The organism is bacterium, assembly GCA_030655055.1.
Lineage (GTDB): Bacteria > Edwardsbacteria > AC1 > AC1 > EtOH8 > UBA5202.
The window spans coordinates 1-16,770 of the sequence record JAURWH010000122.1; the positions used below are offsets into that span (position 1 = coordinate 1).

The following is a 16,770-nucleotide window of genomic DNA, read 5'->3' on the forward strand; positions in this document are numbered from 1 at the left end:
CAACTATGTGAATAATCCCCAAGCCTTGATTTTCCGCACTTTATAAACGCCACCCTTTAACTACCCTTAAATATCAGCCATTTAGCGCTGTGGATATCTTATGAGCCAACAAGCACAAGCCCTTTGGGCACAGGCCCAGGAAAAAATCAAAGAACGGATAGGCTCCGGCAGCTATGACACCTGGCTAAGGCCTGTCAAAGCGGCTTCCATGGGGGATACGTCCATAACCCTCAGGGTTCCCAACCAGTTTTTCATACAATGGCTGGAACAACATTACCTGCCATTCATAAAAGAAGCCATAAAAGAAACAGCCCTAAGGGAATTGGATGTGATCTTTTCGGCGCCCACCGAACAACCCAAGCCTTCTTTGTCCGAAAAACAGCTTCCCCCTCCCCTGCCCATCGCCATTGACAGCGACAGCCAGTTAAGAGAACGCTATACCTTTGATAAATTTGTGATCGGGAAAAGCAACGAGTTTGCCCACGCCGCGGCCCGGGCCGTGGCCGAAGCACCGGGCAAGGTCTATAACCCCTTTTTCATATACGGCGGCGTAGGATTGGGTAAGACCCATCTGACCCACGCCATCGGCAATTATGTCCGGGCCAAAAAACCCAAGGCCAAGATCTTCTACACCCCGGCCGAAAACTTCATGAACGAAATGGTGGCCGCCATCCAGAACCGCAAGATCCTTGATTTCAAGAACCATTACCGCAACCTTGACGTCCTGCTGATAGACGACATCCAGTTCCTCTCGGAAAAGACCGGGATGCAGGAGGAGATCTTCCATACCTTCAACACCCTTTATGACTCCCGCAAGCAGATCGTGCTGACCTCGGACCGGCCGCCCAAGGACATCTCCCAGCTGGAGGAACGTCTGGTCTCCCGCTTTCAAAGCGGTTTGGTGGCCGACATCCAGTCCCCCGACCTGGAGACCAGGATCGCCATCTTAAAGAAGAAGGCCGAGATCGACAACCTGAAGGTCCCCGATGAGGTCATCTTTTTCATGGCCGAGGCGGTCAAGTCCAACATCCGGGAACTGGAAGGATCTTTGGTCCGGGTCACCGCCTTTGCCTCGGTGGCCGACCGGGAACTGACCCTGGAGCTGGCCCAGGAGGCCCTGAAACACATCATCTCCCAAAAATCCAAAAGCATTTCCATCGATTCCATCCAGCGGACGGTGGCCAATCATTTTTCCATCAGCGACGAGGCTTTACGGTCCAGCAAGCGCACCAAGGAACTGGTGCTGCCCCGCCACATAGCCATGTACCTGTCCCGGACCCTTACCACCTCCTCTTTGAACGATATCGGCAAGCGTTTTGGTGGCAAGGACCATTCCACCGTTCATCATGCCATAGACAAAATGAACAAAGATATCTTAAAAGACCAGGATACTGCCAGGCAGGTTGAGTTGATAACCAAGACTATAAAGGGTGAATAACCTGGGGATAAGTTTTTTTGTTTTTTTTCTTTGTGGATTACTGTGGATAAAACCTCCTGTTGTCAACACCTTTTCCAACCCTGTCAAAACAGCAAATAATCGTTGACAGCTTGTGGCCACGCAGATAATTTGACTTATCCCAAGATTTACCAACTTTACTATTGACTTTTACTGTTAATTAGATATATCATAATAAACTAATCATCTAAAGAAACATTCTCATTTACAGAGAGATATCTTAAAATGAAAATTTCCATCTCCCAGGACAAGATCCTTTCCAGCCTTCAAAGCATAATCGGAGTGGTTCCCACCAAAAGCACCTTTCCGGTACTGGCCAACGTGCTTTTAGAGGCCACCAAGGACAAGATAAAGTTCTCGGCCACCGACCTGGAAGTGGCCATAGTCACCGAGACCGAGGCCAAGGTCACCAATCCCGGCGCCATCACCATCCCGGCCCGACAGTTCTTTGAGATCATCAAACAGCTTCCTTCTCTGCCGCTGGATATCGAGGTCAACGAGAACAAGATAGCCATCAAGTGCGACAAGAGCCGCTTTAACCTGATAGGTATCCCCAAGGAAGAATTTCCCAAGATACCTGAGATCAAAAAAGACAAGCAGATAAAACTTCCGGCCTCCCTGCTGCAGAGCGCCATCAAAAAGACACTTTTCGCCGCCGCCAACGACAGTTCCCGGCCGGCTCTGTGCGGGGTGCTGTTCCAGGTCAACGGCGACAAACTGCGGGTGGTGACCACCGACGGGCGGCGCCTGGCCCTGATGGAAAGTCTGATAGCACCGGTCTCGCAGAAAAGCGAACTGCTGATCCCGCCCAAGGGCCTGAACCTGGTCAACAAGATGATAGGTTCCAGCGACCAGGAAATTACCCTGAAGTTCGACGAGAACTATTCCCAGTTCATCCTGGGCAGCACCCAGCTGTTCGCCCGTCACATCGAAGGGGTTTATCCGGAATACGACAAGTTCATACCCTGGAGCAACGACAAGATCGTCACCGTCAACACCGAGATATTTGCGGCCGGGGTGCGCCGGGTATCGGTGTTTTCCGACACTTTCACCAGCATGATCAAGCTGAACATCAAGGCCGATTCCCTGGACCTTTCCAGCCGCACCGCCGACATCGGCGAGGCCTTTGAAAGCCTGGCGGCCAAATACAGCGGAGAGGAAATGGAGATAGGGTACAACGCCAACTATCTGCTGGACATCATCAAGAATGTTGAATCGGATGAATTGAACATCTATCTCAGCGCACCGTTGGCGGCGGCCATCGTCAGGCCCAGCCAGGAGAAGGATGACAACAAACTGGTCTATCTGATCATGCCCATCCGCCTGCCGGAATAAAGAACAGCAGGCAGAATAAAAGGATGTAGCAAAAAAATGTTACGTCCTTTTTTATTTTCACCAGCAAAGGAGAGCCGTGATAAAGCACATTGTCCTGTGGAGTTTTAGGCCCCAGGCCGAAGGCCGCAGCAAACAGGAGAACATAGATCTGGCCCGGGAAAAACTGCTGGGGCTAAAAAAAAGCATTCCCGAAGTACGGTCCCTGGAGATCGGAATAAACATCAATACCGGGCAGGATGCCTTTGACCTGGCCCTCTATTCCGAGTTCGAGAACGAGAAAGACCTGGACACCTACCAGAAACATCCCGAGCACCTTAAGGCCGTGGACTTTCTGCGGAAGGTCAGGGACCGGCGGGTGGTGGCTGATTATCTGGCCGAAACATAGAAGAACACCAGAGCCGGAAGAAACCGCCGGGGGTTAACACCGCGGCGGTTTTATGTTATAATGGATGCCCTATGATCAACCGACACCTTAAAGCCGATCTCTGGCTGTTGCTGGCCACTTTTTTCTGGGGCGTCACCTTTGTGGCGGTCAAGGATGCCATGCTCCACGCCACCCCCCTGGCCTTTATGGGGGTGCGCTTTGCCCTGGCCGGGATTATTCTGCTGCCCTTTTGTTACCGGGGGATTAAAACGCTTTCATTCACGGGCTGGCGGGACGGGATCCTGCTGGGGTCTTTCCTGTTCGGCGGGTTCGCCCTGCAGACCGCGGGATTGGTTCACACCACCGCCACCCGCTCAGCCTTCATCACCGGGCTGTCGGTGATCCTGGTGCCGCCGCTCTCGATCATGATGCTCAAGAAAAAAGTGGGGCCGTGGATCTGGACCGGGGTGGCCCTGGCGGCGGTGGGCCTGTATTTCCTGTCCCGGCCGGCCTCCGGGGGCTTCAACCGGGGAGATCTTTTGACCGCCCTCTGCGCGGCCTGTTTTGCGGTGGAGATAATTCTGGTCCAGACCTACACCCAAAAGCACGGGGCCATGAACATGGTGATGGTCCAGATAATCACCACCGTCGTCCTGAGCCTGCTGTTCATGTGGCGGATGGAGAAACCGGCCATCCATTTCGTCCCTTCGTTATGGCTGGACCTGCTGTTGACCAGCGGCCTGGCCACGGCCGGTTCCCTGGTGATACAGTCCCACTTCCAGAAACAGACCTCGGCCGCCCGGGCTGCCGTCATCTACACGTTGGAGCCATTGTTTGCGGCCGTCTTCGCCTTTCTGCTCTTCGGGGAAAAGATGCCCTGGCTGGGATGGCTGGGAGCCGGGCTGATCCTGGTAGGAATGCTGTCCTCGGAGCTGGGGAAGGAATAGGAACCCGATGATCCGATATTTATAAGGAACCCAAGAAAATAGGAAATCAACCAGTTCATAGGTAAAAGGACAAAGCAAGGGAAAATGAAAAAGGTTATCTTTGTAACGCTGCTGGCCCTGGTGGTGGTCTTCTGGGGCAACGCTTTTGTGGCCATCAAATACCTGCTGGACGTGGAAGGCCTGGACCCCATGCAGCTGACGGTCCTGAGGTACCTGCCGGCGGCGGCGTTGGTGCTGGTGCTGATGTTCGTGCTCTACAAACCGCAGAAGATATTTTCGGTATGGCGCCAGGAATGGCTGGGAATTTCCCTTTACGGCATCACCGGGGTTCTTGGTTACAACCTGGCCCTGAACTACGGGGAGAGCCGGATCGCGGCCGGGACCGCCAGCCTGATAGTGGGCCTCTCCCCCATTTTTACCCTGATAGCCTCCAACCTGGCGCTTAAGGAAAAGATCACCGCCAGAAAACTGGGCGGGATCATCGCGGCCTTCATCGGGCTGTTCATAGTGGTCCGCTGGGGGGCCGGGGAGGCCATCAACTTCAACTATCTTTTGGGCGTGCTGATCACCTTCGGGGCCCCGGTCTCCTGGGCCCTCTACACCATAGTGGGAAAACCCATGGTCCACCGCCATGACCCCAACCTGATCACCATGTCGGCCATCGTCTGGGGCAGCCTGCCGCTGGCCTTCTTCATGCCATCCATTAAAACCATGGCGGCCATAACAACCAAAGGCTGGGGAGCCCTGATATTCCTCAGCCTGGTCTGCACCATCTTCGGCTTTCTGATCTGGTCCTGGGCCTTAAAGAAGACCGAGGCAGCCCGGCTGGGGGCCCTGGTCTATCTGATCCCGCTGGTGACCATTATCTCCGGGCTGGTTTTCATCCGGGAAGCCCCCACGGTGGGGCTGATAGCCGGGGGCATTGTCCTGATAGCCGGAGTGGTGGCGGCCGAAACCTAGGTTGTAAGAGACAAAGCGTAACCATGTCGCCACAAAGGCACGAAGACTCGAAAGAAAGAAAAACAAATATTTTCAGCAGGTTTCATGAGGGTTGCGGAAGAAGATACCATTTTGTGTCTTTGTGTCTTTGTGGCCAGCACCTAAAAATAACAGTTGATATTTCCTTTATTTTAGGCTAAACTATCAGACATGGACATTAAAAATTTAGACCCCCTGCACCTGGACGCCCTTAAAGAGGTGTCCAACATCGGGGCCGGACACGCCGCCACCGCCCTCTCGGAGCTGGCCCACCAGATCATCCTGATAGACGTGCCGGTGATCGAGGTCAAACCGCTGGGCGAAGTGCTGACGGCATTGGCCGCACCCGGGCAGAAGATCGCCTGCGTGGCGGTGGGACTTTCCGGGGACATCAAGGGGGAATCCCTGCTGCTGTTCACCGAACAGGATGCGGTGGAATTTTCCAACCGGGTGCTGGGCCGGGAAGAATCGATAAAGCCCACGTCCCTGGGCCAGCTGGAGGAATCGGCCCTTAAGGAGACCTCCAACATTTTGACCTGCGCCTACATGAATGCCCTGGGAATTCTGCTGGGGGTGATGGTGATACCCACCGCCCCGGCCCTGGAGATCCGCGACCCGCGGGAGGCCGGCGGCCAGTCGTTCTCCTCGCACAAGGAGCACGGGGACATGGTGATCTCCATCAAGAACGAGTTCCGGTTCATGGACAAGAAGATCAATCTGCAGGGGTATTTTCTGCTGATCCCGGATGGGGAGTCGCTGAAGGCGATATTCACGAAAATGAATATGTGACCGGGAGCCCGGTTAAGTCAGATCCTTCGGCCGGCCATGCAAGGTGCCTGTCTCAGGATGACTTCTGTGCAAGAAAAAGAGGGGTTCGTATTTTACGAACCCCTCTTTGCTTTTCAGGCTTACTGCACCGGGATGTTGAAATAATCTATCCTGGTTTTGGGCAGTTCCTTCTTGAACAAGGCCAGCAGGTTTGTGATCCCGATGCTTTTCCCCTTGGGCCTTGGTACGGTGCGGATGTACCACCAGGGATCGATGGACAGGTTTCTCATCTGCACCATGTCCACCTTGTGCTTCAGGAAAAGTTTTACCAGCCCCTCCGCCTCCCGCTCCCGGTCGGTGTAGCCGGGAAAGACCAGCAGGTTGATGCTGACATACAGCCCGTTCTGCTTGGCCACGGCGATGCTTTTCAGCACGTCCACATATTTGTAGTTGACCGGCCGGTAGTAGGCATCGTAGCTCTTTTTGATGGAGGAATTCAAACTGATCCGCACCGAGTTCAGGCCGGCCCCGGCCAGCCGCTTTATCTTTTCCGGGGAATAGCCGTTGGTGTTCAGGTTTATGGTCCCCCGGTCCGTCTGTTTCCGGACCAGCTTGATGGCGGCTTCCAGCGTCTTGTCCTGCAGCAGGGGCTCCCCCTCGCAGCCCTGACCGAAGCTGGCGATGGCCGATTCCGCCTTTTGCAGATGGGGCACGGCCAGCTCCGCGATCTCTTTTGGCGTGGGGACGAAGGTTATACGCTCCTGGCTGGCGCAGCACTCCCCCGGCTGCAGGGAAAGACAGCCCAGACATCGGGCATTGCAGGACGGCGAGGTCGGCAGGGGCAACTCCCATCTTCTATAGAAAGTGTTCTTCCCGGCAAAGCAGTGGTACTCCAAAGCGCAGCGGGCCAGCTGGCGAAGAAGGCGATTGTCCGGTTCCTCCTTCAGCCGCTGAGTGACAAGTTTTACCAGCCGCACATCCTGCTTGGGGCTGTGCAGTTCGGGGTCGGCCTTGGGGTTCTTGGCCACCAGTTTGGCCGCTCCGCAGATCCTTCCCTTGTGCCAGGCCAAGGCGGTGTAAGACCAAAGAGGAAGATAAGGCTTTTCGGATTTCTCAACGTAGGCCGGCATCAAAGTCCTGGTGAACCCGGCCGGCATGAAAGCGGCCACGGGAAATATCTTCTTGCCACGGAGTTTTTCCAGGTAGACCGTGGCGCCGTTTTGGGCGGCTACAACGACACCCTTTTTGACCACGAAGATCTCACTGCCCACCGGCAGTGGCACCATTTCGTTTTCCGGAATGGGCACAAAGTCCCCGCCGGAAAGGCCCAGGGGCTGGAATTCCGGGGTGTCGTAGATCTGGCCGGAGGTATCGGAGTATAATAAATTTGTCATGCGGGAATTATATCATAAAATGACAATTATATGTAGGTGCAAATCACGATACGCCCAGAATAAAGTTGTAAATATAATAAAATATACATTGACATTAGCCCCCCCTCGGTATAATATTATGTAACAAACAATCCCCAAAATAACTTAGGGAGGCCATATGAATAAAGTTCGTACGGTAATCGTGCTGTTTGCAATGGTATTGTTTGCATTTAACGCATTTGCCATTTACGACTGGCAGCCATTACAGCAAAATAATTTAATATCTGCGATAACCAACTATGGCCAGCTGGGGCAGATTATGGGCGGTAGTGGTTCATATACCTTTTGGCCGGCCCCGGCCTTGGATATCTATGGGAATATTGCTCCCCCAGCCATGAATTATGTTTATGGCTGGGGTCTGTGGGTCGGCGCGCAAACTAAAGACGGAGACACCCTAGTAACCGTAGGTTATAATCCCAACAATTCTACCGGCGAATTTACCGCTGGTGCGGTTATTGGCGGGGTAGCTCAGAACGTAACAGACCCGGGTGTAAAAATATATGTATCCACCGAGTCCGACTGGCCGCTAAAGAAGACCAACGGCCAGGACAGTATAATATCCATGTGCGATACCAGATGCGTTTATAATGATTACCTGACATCAAACCACGCTGTTGGCGGAGTGCCGCTTAAGATCGAAGTAACGCAGACGACATATCAGTGGAGTACGCCGGGCCTTCAAGACATTATATACCTAATGTTCGAAGTAAATAACACCGGCACAGACACCCTGTATAATGTTTACCTAGCCCCCACTGCCGACTGCGACATCGGGAACGAATCCAGCGCGCCCAACGACATCTGCTATTATGACACTACCACCAACATGGCTTACCAGTATCAAACATCTTCAACCGAAGTCGGTTGGACAAGGCAACCGGGCTGCGTGGGCCTCAACTTTCTGCAGGGCCCAATCGCCACAAAAAACTACACATACCCTGACGCAAGGCAAATATTTGCCGGGGATACTTTGGGGTTAACACACTTTAAGATTTTTAGTCTGGCCATAGATCCGCCAACAGATATTGATCAGTATAAGGAGCTGGCTGGATATGATTACACAACCGGAACATATGCAGCATTTGATCCGAAACCGGGCCAAGCCGACCAGCGCTTTATGGAATCCACAGGTCCCATTGATATTGCACCGGGGCAAACTGCCAGGGTCATCGTCTGCCTGATCTGCGCCAATTATGATTATGGGTACATGTTCACAAATGATACCCTGGCAATCAAGGAACTAAGGGAAAAGGCCAGGACGGCAAAAATTGTTTTTGAGAACAGCATAGTTTATAACCAAACCCAGATCACTCTGACCGCCCCGGCCGGCGGAGCCGTTCTTTCCGGAACCCAGAACATAACCTGGACCTACGGCGGCAATGCCCTTGCCACTGATACGGTTGATCTGTATTACAGCCCTAATGGGTACTCCTGGGATTCGCTGTCTTTCAACCGGCCCAATACTGGCAGCTACAGCTGGAACACAATCGGCCTTTCCGACGGCATAAAATATAAAATAGCCGCCATACTTCACGGGCCACAAAAACTGGCTTCATCGGTCAGCGATTCGTTCCTGGTAGTAAACAATGCCGGTAATGCGGCCCCGGAATTGCTGATGGCGGTGCCCGATACTGTGATCTGCGGAAACTATTCCTGGAAATGGATGGCCGGAGACGCTGACCAGGACGAATTGATCGTCAGCCATTATGTGATGCGGGAAGGCACCGGTGCTTGGCAGAAAGTGGCCGGGACCATCTCCTCCACCCCCAACAACACCCAACAGTGGCTGGAATACGACTATACCTGGAATACCGACACCATGCTTAATGCCGATTATAAATTAAAAACAGTGTGCTATGACGGACAAGTAACAACGACGGATAGCTCAATTAATTATTATCAGTTGTTCAATCAGAGGGTTCAATACCCCGGGTCGGTGTCGGGCCACAGCACCCTGCCCGTTAATTGGTACACGTACAACCCATCTTTGATCAACGGCCACAGCTACGAAGCCCGCTTTAAAGGAATTGTTAGAGGGGCCTATAACAGCACTTACGGTAAATACGCCGCCAGCTATAAATATGACCTTTGGGACGTAACCGGAACAACCTTATGTTCGGCCGGCTGGATCATACCGGAAACTTACACCAGTTTATTCTATTACAAGGATGGTACGGGACAGCCCTGGTCTGGCTTTGCCATCCTTTGCGGCGACACCACCTTTAAGCCAAGCCAGGGAACATTTGACTCGGTAATCCGGCCAGTTACAGATCTATCCACAGACACACTGTATTGGGCTTCAATAAACATTCCAGACCTTGGATGGGCCAAGCTTAATGGCAATTACGAGATCCGCTGGCATGTCACGGGCACAAATCCCACCGACACGTTATGGCCGGAAGTGTGGGATTTAACTTATGGAGTCCAGGTTCCATACGATTCAACCATACTAAATAATATTACCACCCCCAGTTGGAATCTGGGGGGCACAAGTGCGGGGTTGGGTCGCAGGTATATCGTTAATGTTTCTAATCTTTATCGCAAGTTCATGAATGTATGTGGCATGCGGTTTTTCTTTAAAAATCCGACCCACACCGCAGTTGGTCTGGACATGACCTGGGCCACCCATCCCCAGGAAGGCGATGTATGGAACATCTATTCTTCCGGCCCCATTCCGCCGCGGGATGGTGATGTTTACAGCTTTACGCCCACCAGCGTAGAAGGTGCCCCAAGCGAGATATCCGCCGCCTCCTTCCTCCTGCAACAGAACGCACCGAATCCCTTTAAGCAAGCAACCACTATCAATTATCAATTGGCCCAGCCGGGGATGGTGAACCTGAAAGTCTACAACATCGCCGGGCAATTGGTGAAGACGCTGGTCAGCGGGAAGGCTGGCGCCGGGCCGCACTCGGTCAAATGGAACGGCCGGGATAACGCTGGCAACAAAGTGTCATCAGGCATATATATCTACCGGCTACAGGCAGAGAACAAGGAAATGACAAGGAAACTGGTAATCCTCAGGTAAATATTCTAAGCCGCCGGGGGAACCGAAAGAGGGACGCAGAAAATGCGTCCCTCTTTTTTAGGTTGCAAACACCATTTAAAAATGCTATCCTTAGGCCATGGAACAAAAAGTAAGGCTCAATAAATTCCTGGCCCAGTGCGGGGTGGCCTCGCGCCGCCAGGCCGACGAGATGATCGCGGCCGGACAGGTCACGGTCAACGGGAAAAAAGTGACCGAGCTGGGCACGGTGATCCTTCCCTCCCGCAGCACCGTCAAGGTGGGCGGAAAGCACATCAACCCGCCCAAGGTCCACCAGTACTGGGTCTTCAACAAGCCCAAGGGCTACCTTTGCAGCCGGGGCGACCCCTACGGTCGGCCCACCATCTACGACGTGGTGCCCTTCTACCTGAAGAACATGAAGTACGCCGGGCGGCTGGATCTGGACAGCGAGGGTCTGATGATCATGACCGACGACGGAGAATTCATAGAGCAGCTGACCCATCCCTCCAACCAGATCAAGCGGACCTATGTGGTCTGGGTGCGGGGCCTGGTGCAGAAGGCCGAGCTGGACGAGTTGAAGCAGGGCGTGGAATACGAGGGCGAGCAGTACGCCCCGGCCCCGGCCAAGATACTGCGCTACGACCCCCGGGAGCAGAATTCCTTTATTGAGATCACCATCCGGGAGGGCAAGAAACGCGAGGTCAAGATGATGTTCCGGGCGCTGGGCCGACAGGTGCTGGAGCTGAAGAGAATCTCCTTCGGCCCGGTGAAGCTGGAATACCTGCCGGTGGGCGAGGCCCGGCGAATGACCGATGAAGAGCTGGCTCAAATAAAAAGAGGGCGGAAGAAATAACTTCCGCCCTCTTTTTATGCCCACAAAAAAGCAATCGCCACAAAAAGCACATAAATCACAAATCAATTTCCGCTAAGCTGGGGCTATAGGTAAATACAGTAATAAGTGAATATTGGAATATTCCCGGTGGTGTAATTTGTGTCTTCTGTGCCTTTTGTGGTTAAATAATGTCTAAATAGGACTAAAATAGTCTTATTTAACCTGGTGCACCCAGCCGTGCTTGTCTGGCAGTTTTCCGGTCTGGATGCCGGTCAAAGTGTCGAAGAATTTCTTGGACCAGGGGCCGGCCTTTTTGCCCACCACGTATTCCTGGCCCTTGTAACTGAGCTTGCCCACCGGGCTGACCACGGCCGCGGTGCCGGCCCCGAAGATCTCGGTCACTTTCTGAAACTTGATGCCGTCCACCAGCTCGTCAATCGTCAGCTGCCGCTGCTCGGCCCGGATGCCGATGTCCTCGGCCAGTTTCAGCACAGACTTGCGGGTGATGCCGCTTAAAATGCTGCCGGAAAGGGGAGGGGTGACCAGCACGTTCTCGATCACAAAGAATATGTTCATGGCTCCCACTTCCTCAATATAGCGGTGGTCCTTGGCATCCAGCCAAAGAACCTGGCTGTAGCCCCGGTCCTTGGCCTGCTGGGAGGCCAGCATGCTGGCCGCGTAGTTGCCGCCGGTCTTGGCTTCGCCGGTGCCGCCCAGGGCCGCCCGGGTAAAGCTGTCCGAGACCCACAGTCCCACCGGGTTGAATCCCTCGGGGAAATAGGGACCGACAGGGGAGAGGATGATGTAGAACAGGTATTCGTCGGAGGCCTTGACCCCCAGCGCCGCCTCGGTGCCGATTACGGTGGGGCGGATGTAAAGGGAGCAGCCTTCGGCGGTGGGTATCCAGCGCTGTTCCAGTTTCACCAGCTCGCTGACGGCTTGGATTATGTCCTCCACCGGGATCTCCGGCATGCAGATCCGGCGCATGGAATTGTTCAGCCGCTTGGCGTTCTCGTCGGGGCGGAAAAGCAGGATCCTACCGTCCGGCGATTTATAGGCCTTCTGCCCCTCAAACACCTCCTGGCTGTAATGCAGAACATTGGCCGCCGGGTCCAGGTTCAGGGACTGGTAGGGTTTGATCTCGGGGTTGTGCCAGCCCAGCTTCCGGTTGTAGGGCATGGTGAACATATAATCGGTGAAGGTCCGGCCGAACTGGAGCTTTAAGGGGTCGGCATAAAGGGCTTTCAGTTTTTCCTTGGGCAGCAGGGTGGTTTGAATGTTCATTTTAATGCCTTAAAGATTATAGGTGAAATGATCGGTTAATTATAAAACTTAATCCATTAAATGTCAAACAAAAACGGGCGATTGTTTCACGTGAAACATTGCTTTAAAGGGAAACAAAAAGGGCACCCCAATTTTTTGGGATGCCCAAAATTGTTTCACGTGAAACAATAAGAGCTTATCCTCAAATAACAATTTGGGCATAAACGGCTGCAAACCTGCCATACTGCGTTACACTCGTTCACCGTATCTCTGCGGATACGCTTCATTCGCGTTCCTTGTCTGGCAGATTTTCGCACGTTTACGCTAACCCAAAGCTTATTTGAGGATAAACTCTAAAAACCGTATTCAAAGGTAGCCGAAAAAAGCAGCCGCGAAAAATCATAATAGGGGTCGTTGGAGGAATTGATCAGATAATTCCCGCCCAGAATCAGGCTGGAGTTCTTGTTTCCGGACCCATCCAAACCGAAGGTCAACTCTACCCCCACCTCGGTAATGGCATCTTTCCTTAAAACGTCGCTTCTGGTCCGGCTGAAGGGACTGGATGTGTCAGATCCAGCCTTTTGGTAGGCATAAAGCGAGGAAAAGTCCTTTGTGTTATAGCGTCCATAAACCACGAACTTATTGTCGCCGGGCGTTAAAAAGGTCAATTGGGCCTCGGCCCGGGCTCCCGAATAGTCAAAATACTCGGCCACCTCCCGCAAAAGGGTGTCGGGCATGTAAAAACTGTCGGCAGTGACCTTGTTCTGCTGGGATCCAAAGGATAGAGCCAGTCCGGCATTTTGACCAAGGGATTGGGTCAACTTGAACAGGGGGCTTAAAAAGAGGATATTCTGTGGCGCCAGGGTATCGTTGCCGGAAAGATAATTCTTCCGGCTATAATCAACCAGACCGATCAAAGCAGTTTTGGTAGGTAAAAAGAGGCTCAGCGAACCTGCAATCCCCGTACTATTGTAGGCATAATCCGTAAAATAGCTGAAAGATGTTTTTCCCACAGAGCCATCAAGTTTTAACAGCAGGGGGGCAGCCAGGTATATTTTGGACTCCAGGATGACGGACGAAGAACTGTTGTCATAATACTTGCGATCGGTCGAATTCAACTGGGCCCCAAATGAGCCGCCCAGTCCGGCATAGCCGTCATTACCGATATCCAAAACCAGCAGGGCGTCGGCCAGGTGGTCGTTATGGCTTCTGCTCAGATAGCTTAAATAGGCGCTGTAACTACCCGAATAATCGGCGCTGATAGAAAGAGGGGAGCTTCCAAACGGCCAATCGGCCGCCAGATCTAAAAAGGCCCCTAGTGTCAGCGTCCCCCCGCCGGAAGCATCGGAAAATGCGTTGCTGTTGTAGTCGGTCCAAGCACCGGCCGTGCCGGAGATCTGAGCAAAGGCAAGGGTGGTTACAAGTACCGATAAAAGAGCCAGGACCATGATCTTTTTCATATTATCTCCGTAGTTAAACCTGTTTTTTACTTTCCTGCCATCTTTTTTTAAACAATTCCAAGCTATCCCGTTGCCCGGTGGCCACGCAGTGATAGAGGCGAAAAAGGCCCCGGGGGATGGCAACTATCTCCATCTGCACTCCGCAATCTCCGGCCAGATCCTTTAGGGGCCTGGACAAGTCTGTCCAACGGTGGCTATATGTCTTAAGTTCTAATTCGTGGGAGGGTATGGTCGTCATTGTATTTTCTTGTTTTCTTTAGAGAAGTTGAATCTGTAAAAACCGCAGGTTTAAATATTATTAAACCTGCGGTTTGCCAAATGTTTCAGGAGCTGGTTTTAGTTGTTTCCGTTGCCTGTCCCCGAGCCCGAGCCCTGTCCCTGCTTGTTGCCAGACCCGCCGCCCTGGGGAACCATGTTCCCGTTGCATTCGCCGTTCTGTTTCTTGGCCTTGGTGCGTGTTCTGGTCTTCTTCTGTTCTTTCTTCTGCAGCTTGTTCTGGTCGCCCACGCCGTTGCCGTCCTCATCCTTGTACTGAGCCTTGGTCTGGGTCTTGGTCTGTTCCTTGTTCTGTATCTGCTTCTTTTCACCCTGTCCGGAGTCGGCCGGGGTTCCCTTTTGGGTCTTCTGCTGGTGCTGGATCTGGAGTTGCTGTTCTTCGCCGGCATTCTGGATCGAGATCTTGTTCTGGATGGCCAAAGAGTCTTTGTTCTCGGCCGAGATGGCCGGTATCGCCATGGCCAAGATCGCCAGCACTAAAGCAATGTTGAGTATGGTTTTCATTTTTCCTCCTTTTATAATTTCCAAATTAATCTTTGTTATATAGGTTAGATGCAATAGCGGCGGCTTTGGTTCCCGGGCGCAGATAATTTTTACATAATCCCAAACCCTGCCTTGCTTTAAAGGTCGGAATATGGTATCATAATATCCCAAATATGTCAAACAATTACGATGTAATAATCATTGGTGGCGGGCATGCCGGAATAGAAGCCGCTTTGGCCTGCGCTAAAATGGGCCTGAACACGGTTCTGTTCACCATGTCGTTGGACAGGATCGGATGGATGTCCTGCAATCCCTCCATTGGCGGGCTGGCCAAAAGCCAGCTGGTGAAAGAGATAGACGCACTAGGCGGAGAGATGGGGCTGCTGGCCGATGCCGCCGGGATTCAATTCCGGATGCTCAATTTAAGCAAGGGGCCGGCGGTGTGGTCGTTAAGGGCCCAGTGCGACCGGCAGATCTATTCCACCGAAGCCAAAAAAGCTTTGGAAAGTCAGGATGGTTTGGAGATCAAACAAGGCACGGCCATCAGTTTGCTGGTGGACGAGGGTGTTTCCAACAAGAAGATCCGGGGGATAGTGGCCGACGGCGGCCGGGAGTTCTTGTGCCGGGCGGTGATAATTGCCACCGGAACATTTTTGAACGGGCTCATTTACATCGGCCCAAAAACTATTCCCGCCGGCAGGGCCGGGGAACCGGCAGCGACCGAACTATCTAAGTCGCTTTCTGACAACGGATTAAGACTCGGCCGATTAAAAACTGGAACACCGGCCAGGGTGAATTCACGGTCTGTTGACTTTTCAAAGATGGCTTTGCACCCCGGTGATGATGATCCCCAGTGCTTTTCCAACCGGACCGAAATATACGAGACCATCAGTTCCCGCACCGGACAAAAGAAACGGATATGGCCTAAGCTGGAACAGGTGCCCTGCCATCTGACCCAGACCAATGAGACCACTCATAAAATAATCTCCGAGAACATAGGAAGCTCTCCCCTGTACTCGGGAAAGATAAAAGGCATCGGCCCCCGATACTGTCCGTCAATAGAGGACAAGGTGGTTCGTTTCTCCGGGCGCAGCCACCATCAGGTGTTCATCGAACCGGAGGGGCTTGATACCGATGAATTGTATTTGAACGGCATGTCATCCTCTCTGCCAGAGGAGGTGCAGGAAAAATTCATCCACAGCATTGCCGGGCTGGAACAGGCCCAGATCATGCGTCCCGGCTATGCCATAGAATACGACTTTGTTTTTCCCACCCAGCTTTTTCCCACCCTGGAGGCCAAGCAGATCAGCGGTCTGTATCTGGCCGGGCAGATCAACGGGACCTCGGGCTACGAAGAGGCGGCCGCCCAAGGGCTTTTGGCCGGCATCAATGCGGCATTGAAGATCAAGGGTCTTGGGCCGCTGATATTGCGCCGCGATCAGGCATACATCGGGGTGCTGATTGATGACCTGGTGACCAAGGGCACGGAAGAGCCCTACCGGATGTTCACCTCCCGGGCCGAGCACCGGCTGCTGCTGCGTCAGGACAATGCCCCGGAAAGGCTGCTGCCGCTGGGGCGTCAACTGGGGCTGGTAGACGATGATGTCTGGGGACGATTTCAAGGCAGACAGGATAAGATCAACAAGGAACTCGATCGCCTGGGCCGGGAAGCAGTTTTCCCGGAACAGGCCAACGACATTTTGCAGGATCTTCATACTGCGCCATTGTCAGAGGCTTGCCGGCTGGACGACCTGCTGAAGCGCCCGGGAATAAGCTATGCATCCCTTCTGCCGCTGGACCAGCACCGTCCGGAATTAGATCGGGAGATCACGGAGCGGGTGGAAATAGAAATAAAATATCAGGGCTATATCAAAAGGCAGCGGGAGATGGCGGACAAGACGGCGGAGCTGGAGTATAAGGCGGTTCCGGCTGGCCTGGACTATTCCGCCGTTTACGGGCTTTCGGGCGAGGCCCGGCAAAAGCTGGCGGCCATCAGGCCGCTTTCCATCGGGCAGGCCACCCGCATCTCGGGGATCACCCCGTCGGACATCGGAGTATTGCTGGTGCATCTGAAGAAAACAGGACCAGCGCAGGAGCGCAGCAATGGCCGGCCGGCGAAAACATAAAACATTTTGCTTGATATTTAAAGGCGATTTTTGTATATTATAGTC

At 53.2% G+C, this 16,770-nt stretch carries 13 protein-coding genes; 9 read left to right on the forward strand and 4 right to left on the reverse strand.

Annotated elements, in window-relative coordinates:
- Nucleotides 1–100: 100 nt before the first annotated feature.
- From dnaA to Q7U71_05725, 6 genes are all read left to right on the forward strand, one after another.
- The gene (gene dnaA, locus Q7U71_05700) at nucleotides 101–1,438 is read left to right on the forward strand and encodes a chromosomal replication initiator protein DnaA (protein MDO9391250.1); all 1,338 of its coding nucleotides are present in this window, start codon (nucleotides 101–103) and stop codon (nucleotides 1,436–1,438) included.
- A gap of 243 nt (nucleotides 1,439–1,681) precedes the next feature.
- Complete coding sequence (gene dnaN, locus Q7U71_05705; GenBank protein MDO9391251.1) at nucleotides 1,682–2,791, forward strand: DNA polymerase III subunit beta; 1,110 nt, start codon at nucleotides 1,682–1,684, stop codon at nucleotides 2,789–2,791.
- A gap of 76 nt (nucleotides 2,792–2,867) precedes the next feature.
- The gene (locus Q7U71_05710) at nucleotides 2,868–3,176 is read left to right on the forward strand and encodes a Dabb family protein (GenBank protein MDO9391252.1); all 309 of its coding nucleotides are present in this window, start codon (nucleotides 2,868–2,870) and stop codon (nucleotides 3,174–3,176) included.
- 71 nt (nucleotides 3,177–3,247) lie between these two features.
- Nucleotides 3,248–4,102, forward strand: a complete 855-nt coding sequence (locus Q7U71_05715; GenBank protein ID MDO9391253.1) for a DMT family transporter — start codon at nucleotides 3,248–3,250, stop codon at nucleotides 4,100–4,102.
- A gap of 84 nt (nucleotides 4,103–4,186) precedes the next feature.
- Entirely contained in the window at nucleotides 4,187–5,062 is an 876-nt protein-coding gene (locus Q7U71_05720) for a DMT family transporter (protein MDO9391254.1), read from the forward strand.
- 189 nt (nucleotides 5,063–5,251) lie between these two features.
- On the forward strand, nucleotides 5,252–5,869 hold the full coding sequence (locus Q7U71_05725) for a chemotaxis protein CheC (protein ID MDO9391255.1): 618 nt from the start codon (nucleotides 5,252–5,254) through the stop codon (nucleotides 5,867–5,869).
- 119 nt (nucleotides 5,870–5,988) lie between these two features.
- On the opposite strand, the gene Q7U71_05730 is transcribed toward Q7U71_05725, so the two are convergent.
- Nucleotides 5,989–7,242 carry a radical SAM protein gene (locus Q7U71_05730; protein ID MDO9391256.1) on the reverse strand — a complete coding sequence of 418 codons (1,254 nt, stop codon included), beginning with the start codon at nucleotides 7,240–7,242 and terminating at the stop codon, nucleotides 5,989–5,991.
- A gap of 157 nt (nucleotides 7,243–7,399) precedes the next feature.
- Here Q7U71_05730 and Q7U71_05735 point away from each other — a divergent pair, with 157 nt between their 5' ends.
- Both Q7U71_05735 and Q7U71_05740 read left to right on the forward strand, forming a co-directional pair.
- The gene (locus Q7U71_05735) at nucleotides 7,400–10,306 is read left to right on the forward strand and encodes a FlgD immunoglobulin-like domain containing protein (protein ID MDO9391257.1); all 2,907 of its coding nucleotides are present in this window, start codon (nucleotides 7,400–7,402) and stop codon (nucleotides 10,304–10,306) included.
- Between the two features lie 97 nt (nucleotides 10,307–10,403).
- Complete coding sequence (locus Q7U71_05740; GenBank protein ID MDO9391258.1) at nucleotides 10,404–11,138, forward strand: pseudouridine synthase; 735 nt, start codon at nucleotides 10,404–10,406, stop codon at nucleotides 11,136–11,138.
- A 192-nt stretch (nucleotides 11,139–11,330) separates the two neighbouring features.
- Here Q7U71_05740 and Q7U71_05745 read toward each other — a convergent pair whose 3' ends face one another.
- From Q7U71_05745 to Q7U71_05755, 3 genes are all read right to left on the reverse strand, one after another.
- A complete protein-coding gene (locus Q7U71_05745) occupies nucleotides 11,331–12,401 on the reverse strand; it encodes a branched-chain amino acid aminotransferase (GenBank protein ID MDO9391259.1) in 1,071 nt (356 codons plus the stop codon).
- 332 nt (nucleotides 12,402–12,733) lie between these two features.
- Nucleotides 12,734–13,840: a hypothetical protein gene (locus tag Q7U71_05750; protein ID MDO9391260.1), complete on the reverse strand. Its 1,107-nt coding sequence runs from the start codon at nucleotides 13,838–13,840 to the stop codon at nucleotides 12,734–12,736.
- 336 nt (nucleotides 13,841–14,176) lie between these two features.
- Nucleotides 14,177–14,620, reverse strand: coding sequence for a hypothetical protein (locus Q7U71_05755; GenBank protein MDO9391261.1), 444 nt, complete (start codon nucleotides 14,618–14,620; stop codon nucleotides 14,177–14,179).
- A gap of 152 nt (nucleotides 14,621–14,772) precedes the next feature.
- On the opposite strand from Q7U71_05755, the gene mnmG reads away from it, so the two are divergent.
- A complete protein-coding gene (gene mnmG / locus Q7U71_05760) occupies nucleotides 14,773–16,725 on the forward strand; it encodes a tRNA uridine-5-carboxymethylaminomethyl(34) synthesis enzyme MnmG (GenBank protein ID MDO9391262.1) in 1,953 nt (650 codons plus the stop codon).
- Nucleotides 16,726–16,770 lie beyond the last annotated feature (45 nt).

Excerpts from the sequence above, each read along its gene's own strand:
- dnaA (MDO9391250.1), top strand. The coding sequence starts at position 101 with ATGAGCCAACAAGCACAAGCCCTTTGGGCACAGGCCCAGGAAAAAATC.
- dnaN (MDO9391251.1), top strand. The coding sequence starts at position 1,682 with ATGAAAATTTCCATCTCCCAGGACAAGATCCTTTCCAGCCTTCAAAGC.
- Q7U71_05715 (MDO9391253.1), top strand. The coding sequence starts at position 3,248 with ATGATCAACCGACACCTTAAAGCCGATCTCTGGCTGTTGCTGGCCACT.
- Q7U71_05720 (MDO9391254.1), top strand. The coding sequence starts at position 4,187 with ATGAAAAAGGTTATCTTTGTAACGCTGCTGGCCCTGGTGGTGGTCTTC.
- Q7U71_05725 (MDO9391255.1), top strand. The coding sequence starts at position 5,252 with ATGGACATTAAAAATTTAGACCCCCTGCACCTGGACGCCCTTAAAGAG.
- Q7U71_05730 (MDO9391256.1), bottom strand. The coding sequence starts at position 7,242 with ATGACAAATTTATTATACTCCGATACCTCCGGCCAGATCTACGACACC.
- Q7U71_05735 (MDO9391257.1), top strand. The coding sequence starts at position 7,400 with ATGAATAAAGTTCGTACGGTAATCGTGCTGTTTGCAATGGTATTGTTT.
- Q7U71_05740 (MDO9391258.1), top strand. The coding sequence starts at position 10,404 with ATGGAACAAAAAGTAAGGCTCAATAAATTCCTGGCCCAGTGCGGGGTG.
- Q7U71_05745 (MDO9391259.1), bottom strand. The coding sequence starts at position 12,401 with ATGAACATTCAAACCACCCTGCTGCCCAAGGAAAAACTGAAAGCCCTT.
- Q7U71_05750 (MDO9391260.1), bottom strand. The coding sequence starts at position 13,840 with ATGAAAAAGATCATGGTCCTGGCTCTTTTATCGGTACTTGTAACCACC.
- Q7U71_05755 (MDO9391261.1), bottom strand. The coding sequence starts at position 14,620 with ATGAAAACCATACTCAACATTGCTTTAGTGCTGGCGATCTTGGCCATG.
- mnmG (MDO9391262.1), top strand. The coding sequence starts at position 14,773 with ATGTCAAACAATTACGATGTAATAATCATTGGTGGCGGGCATGCCGGA.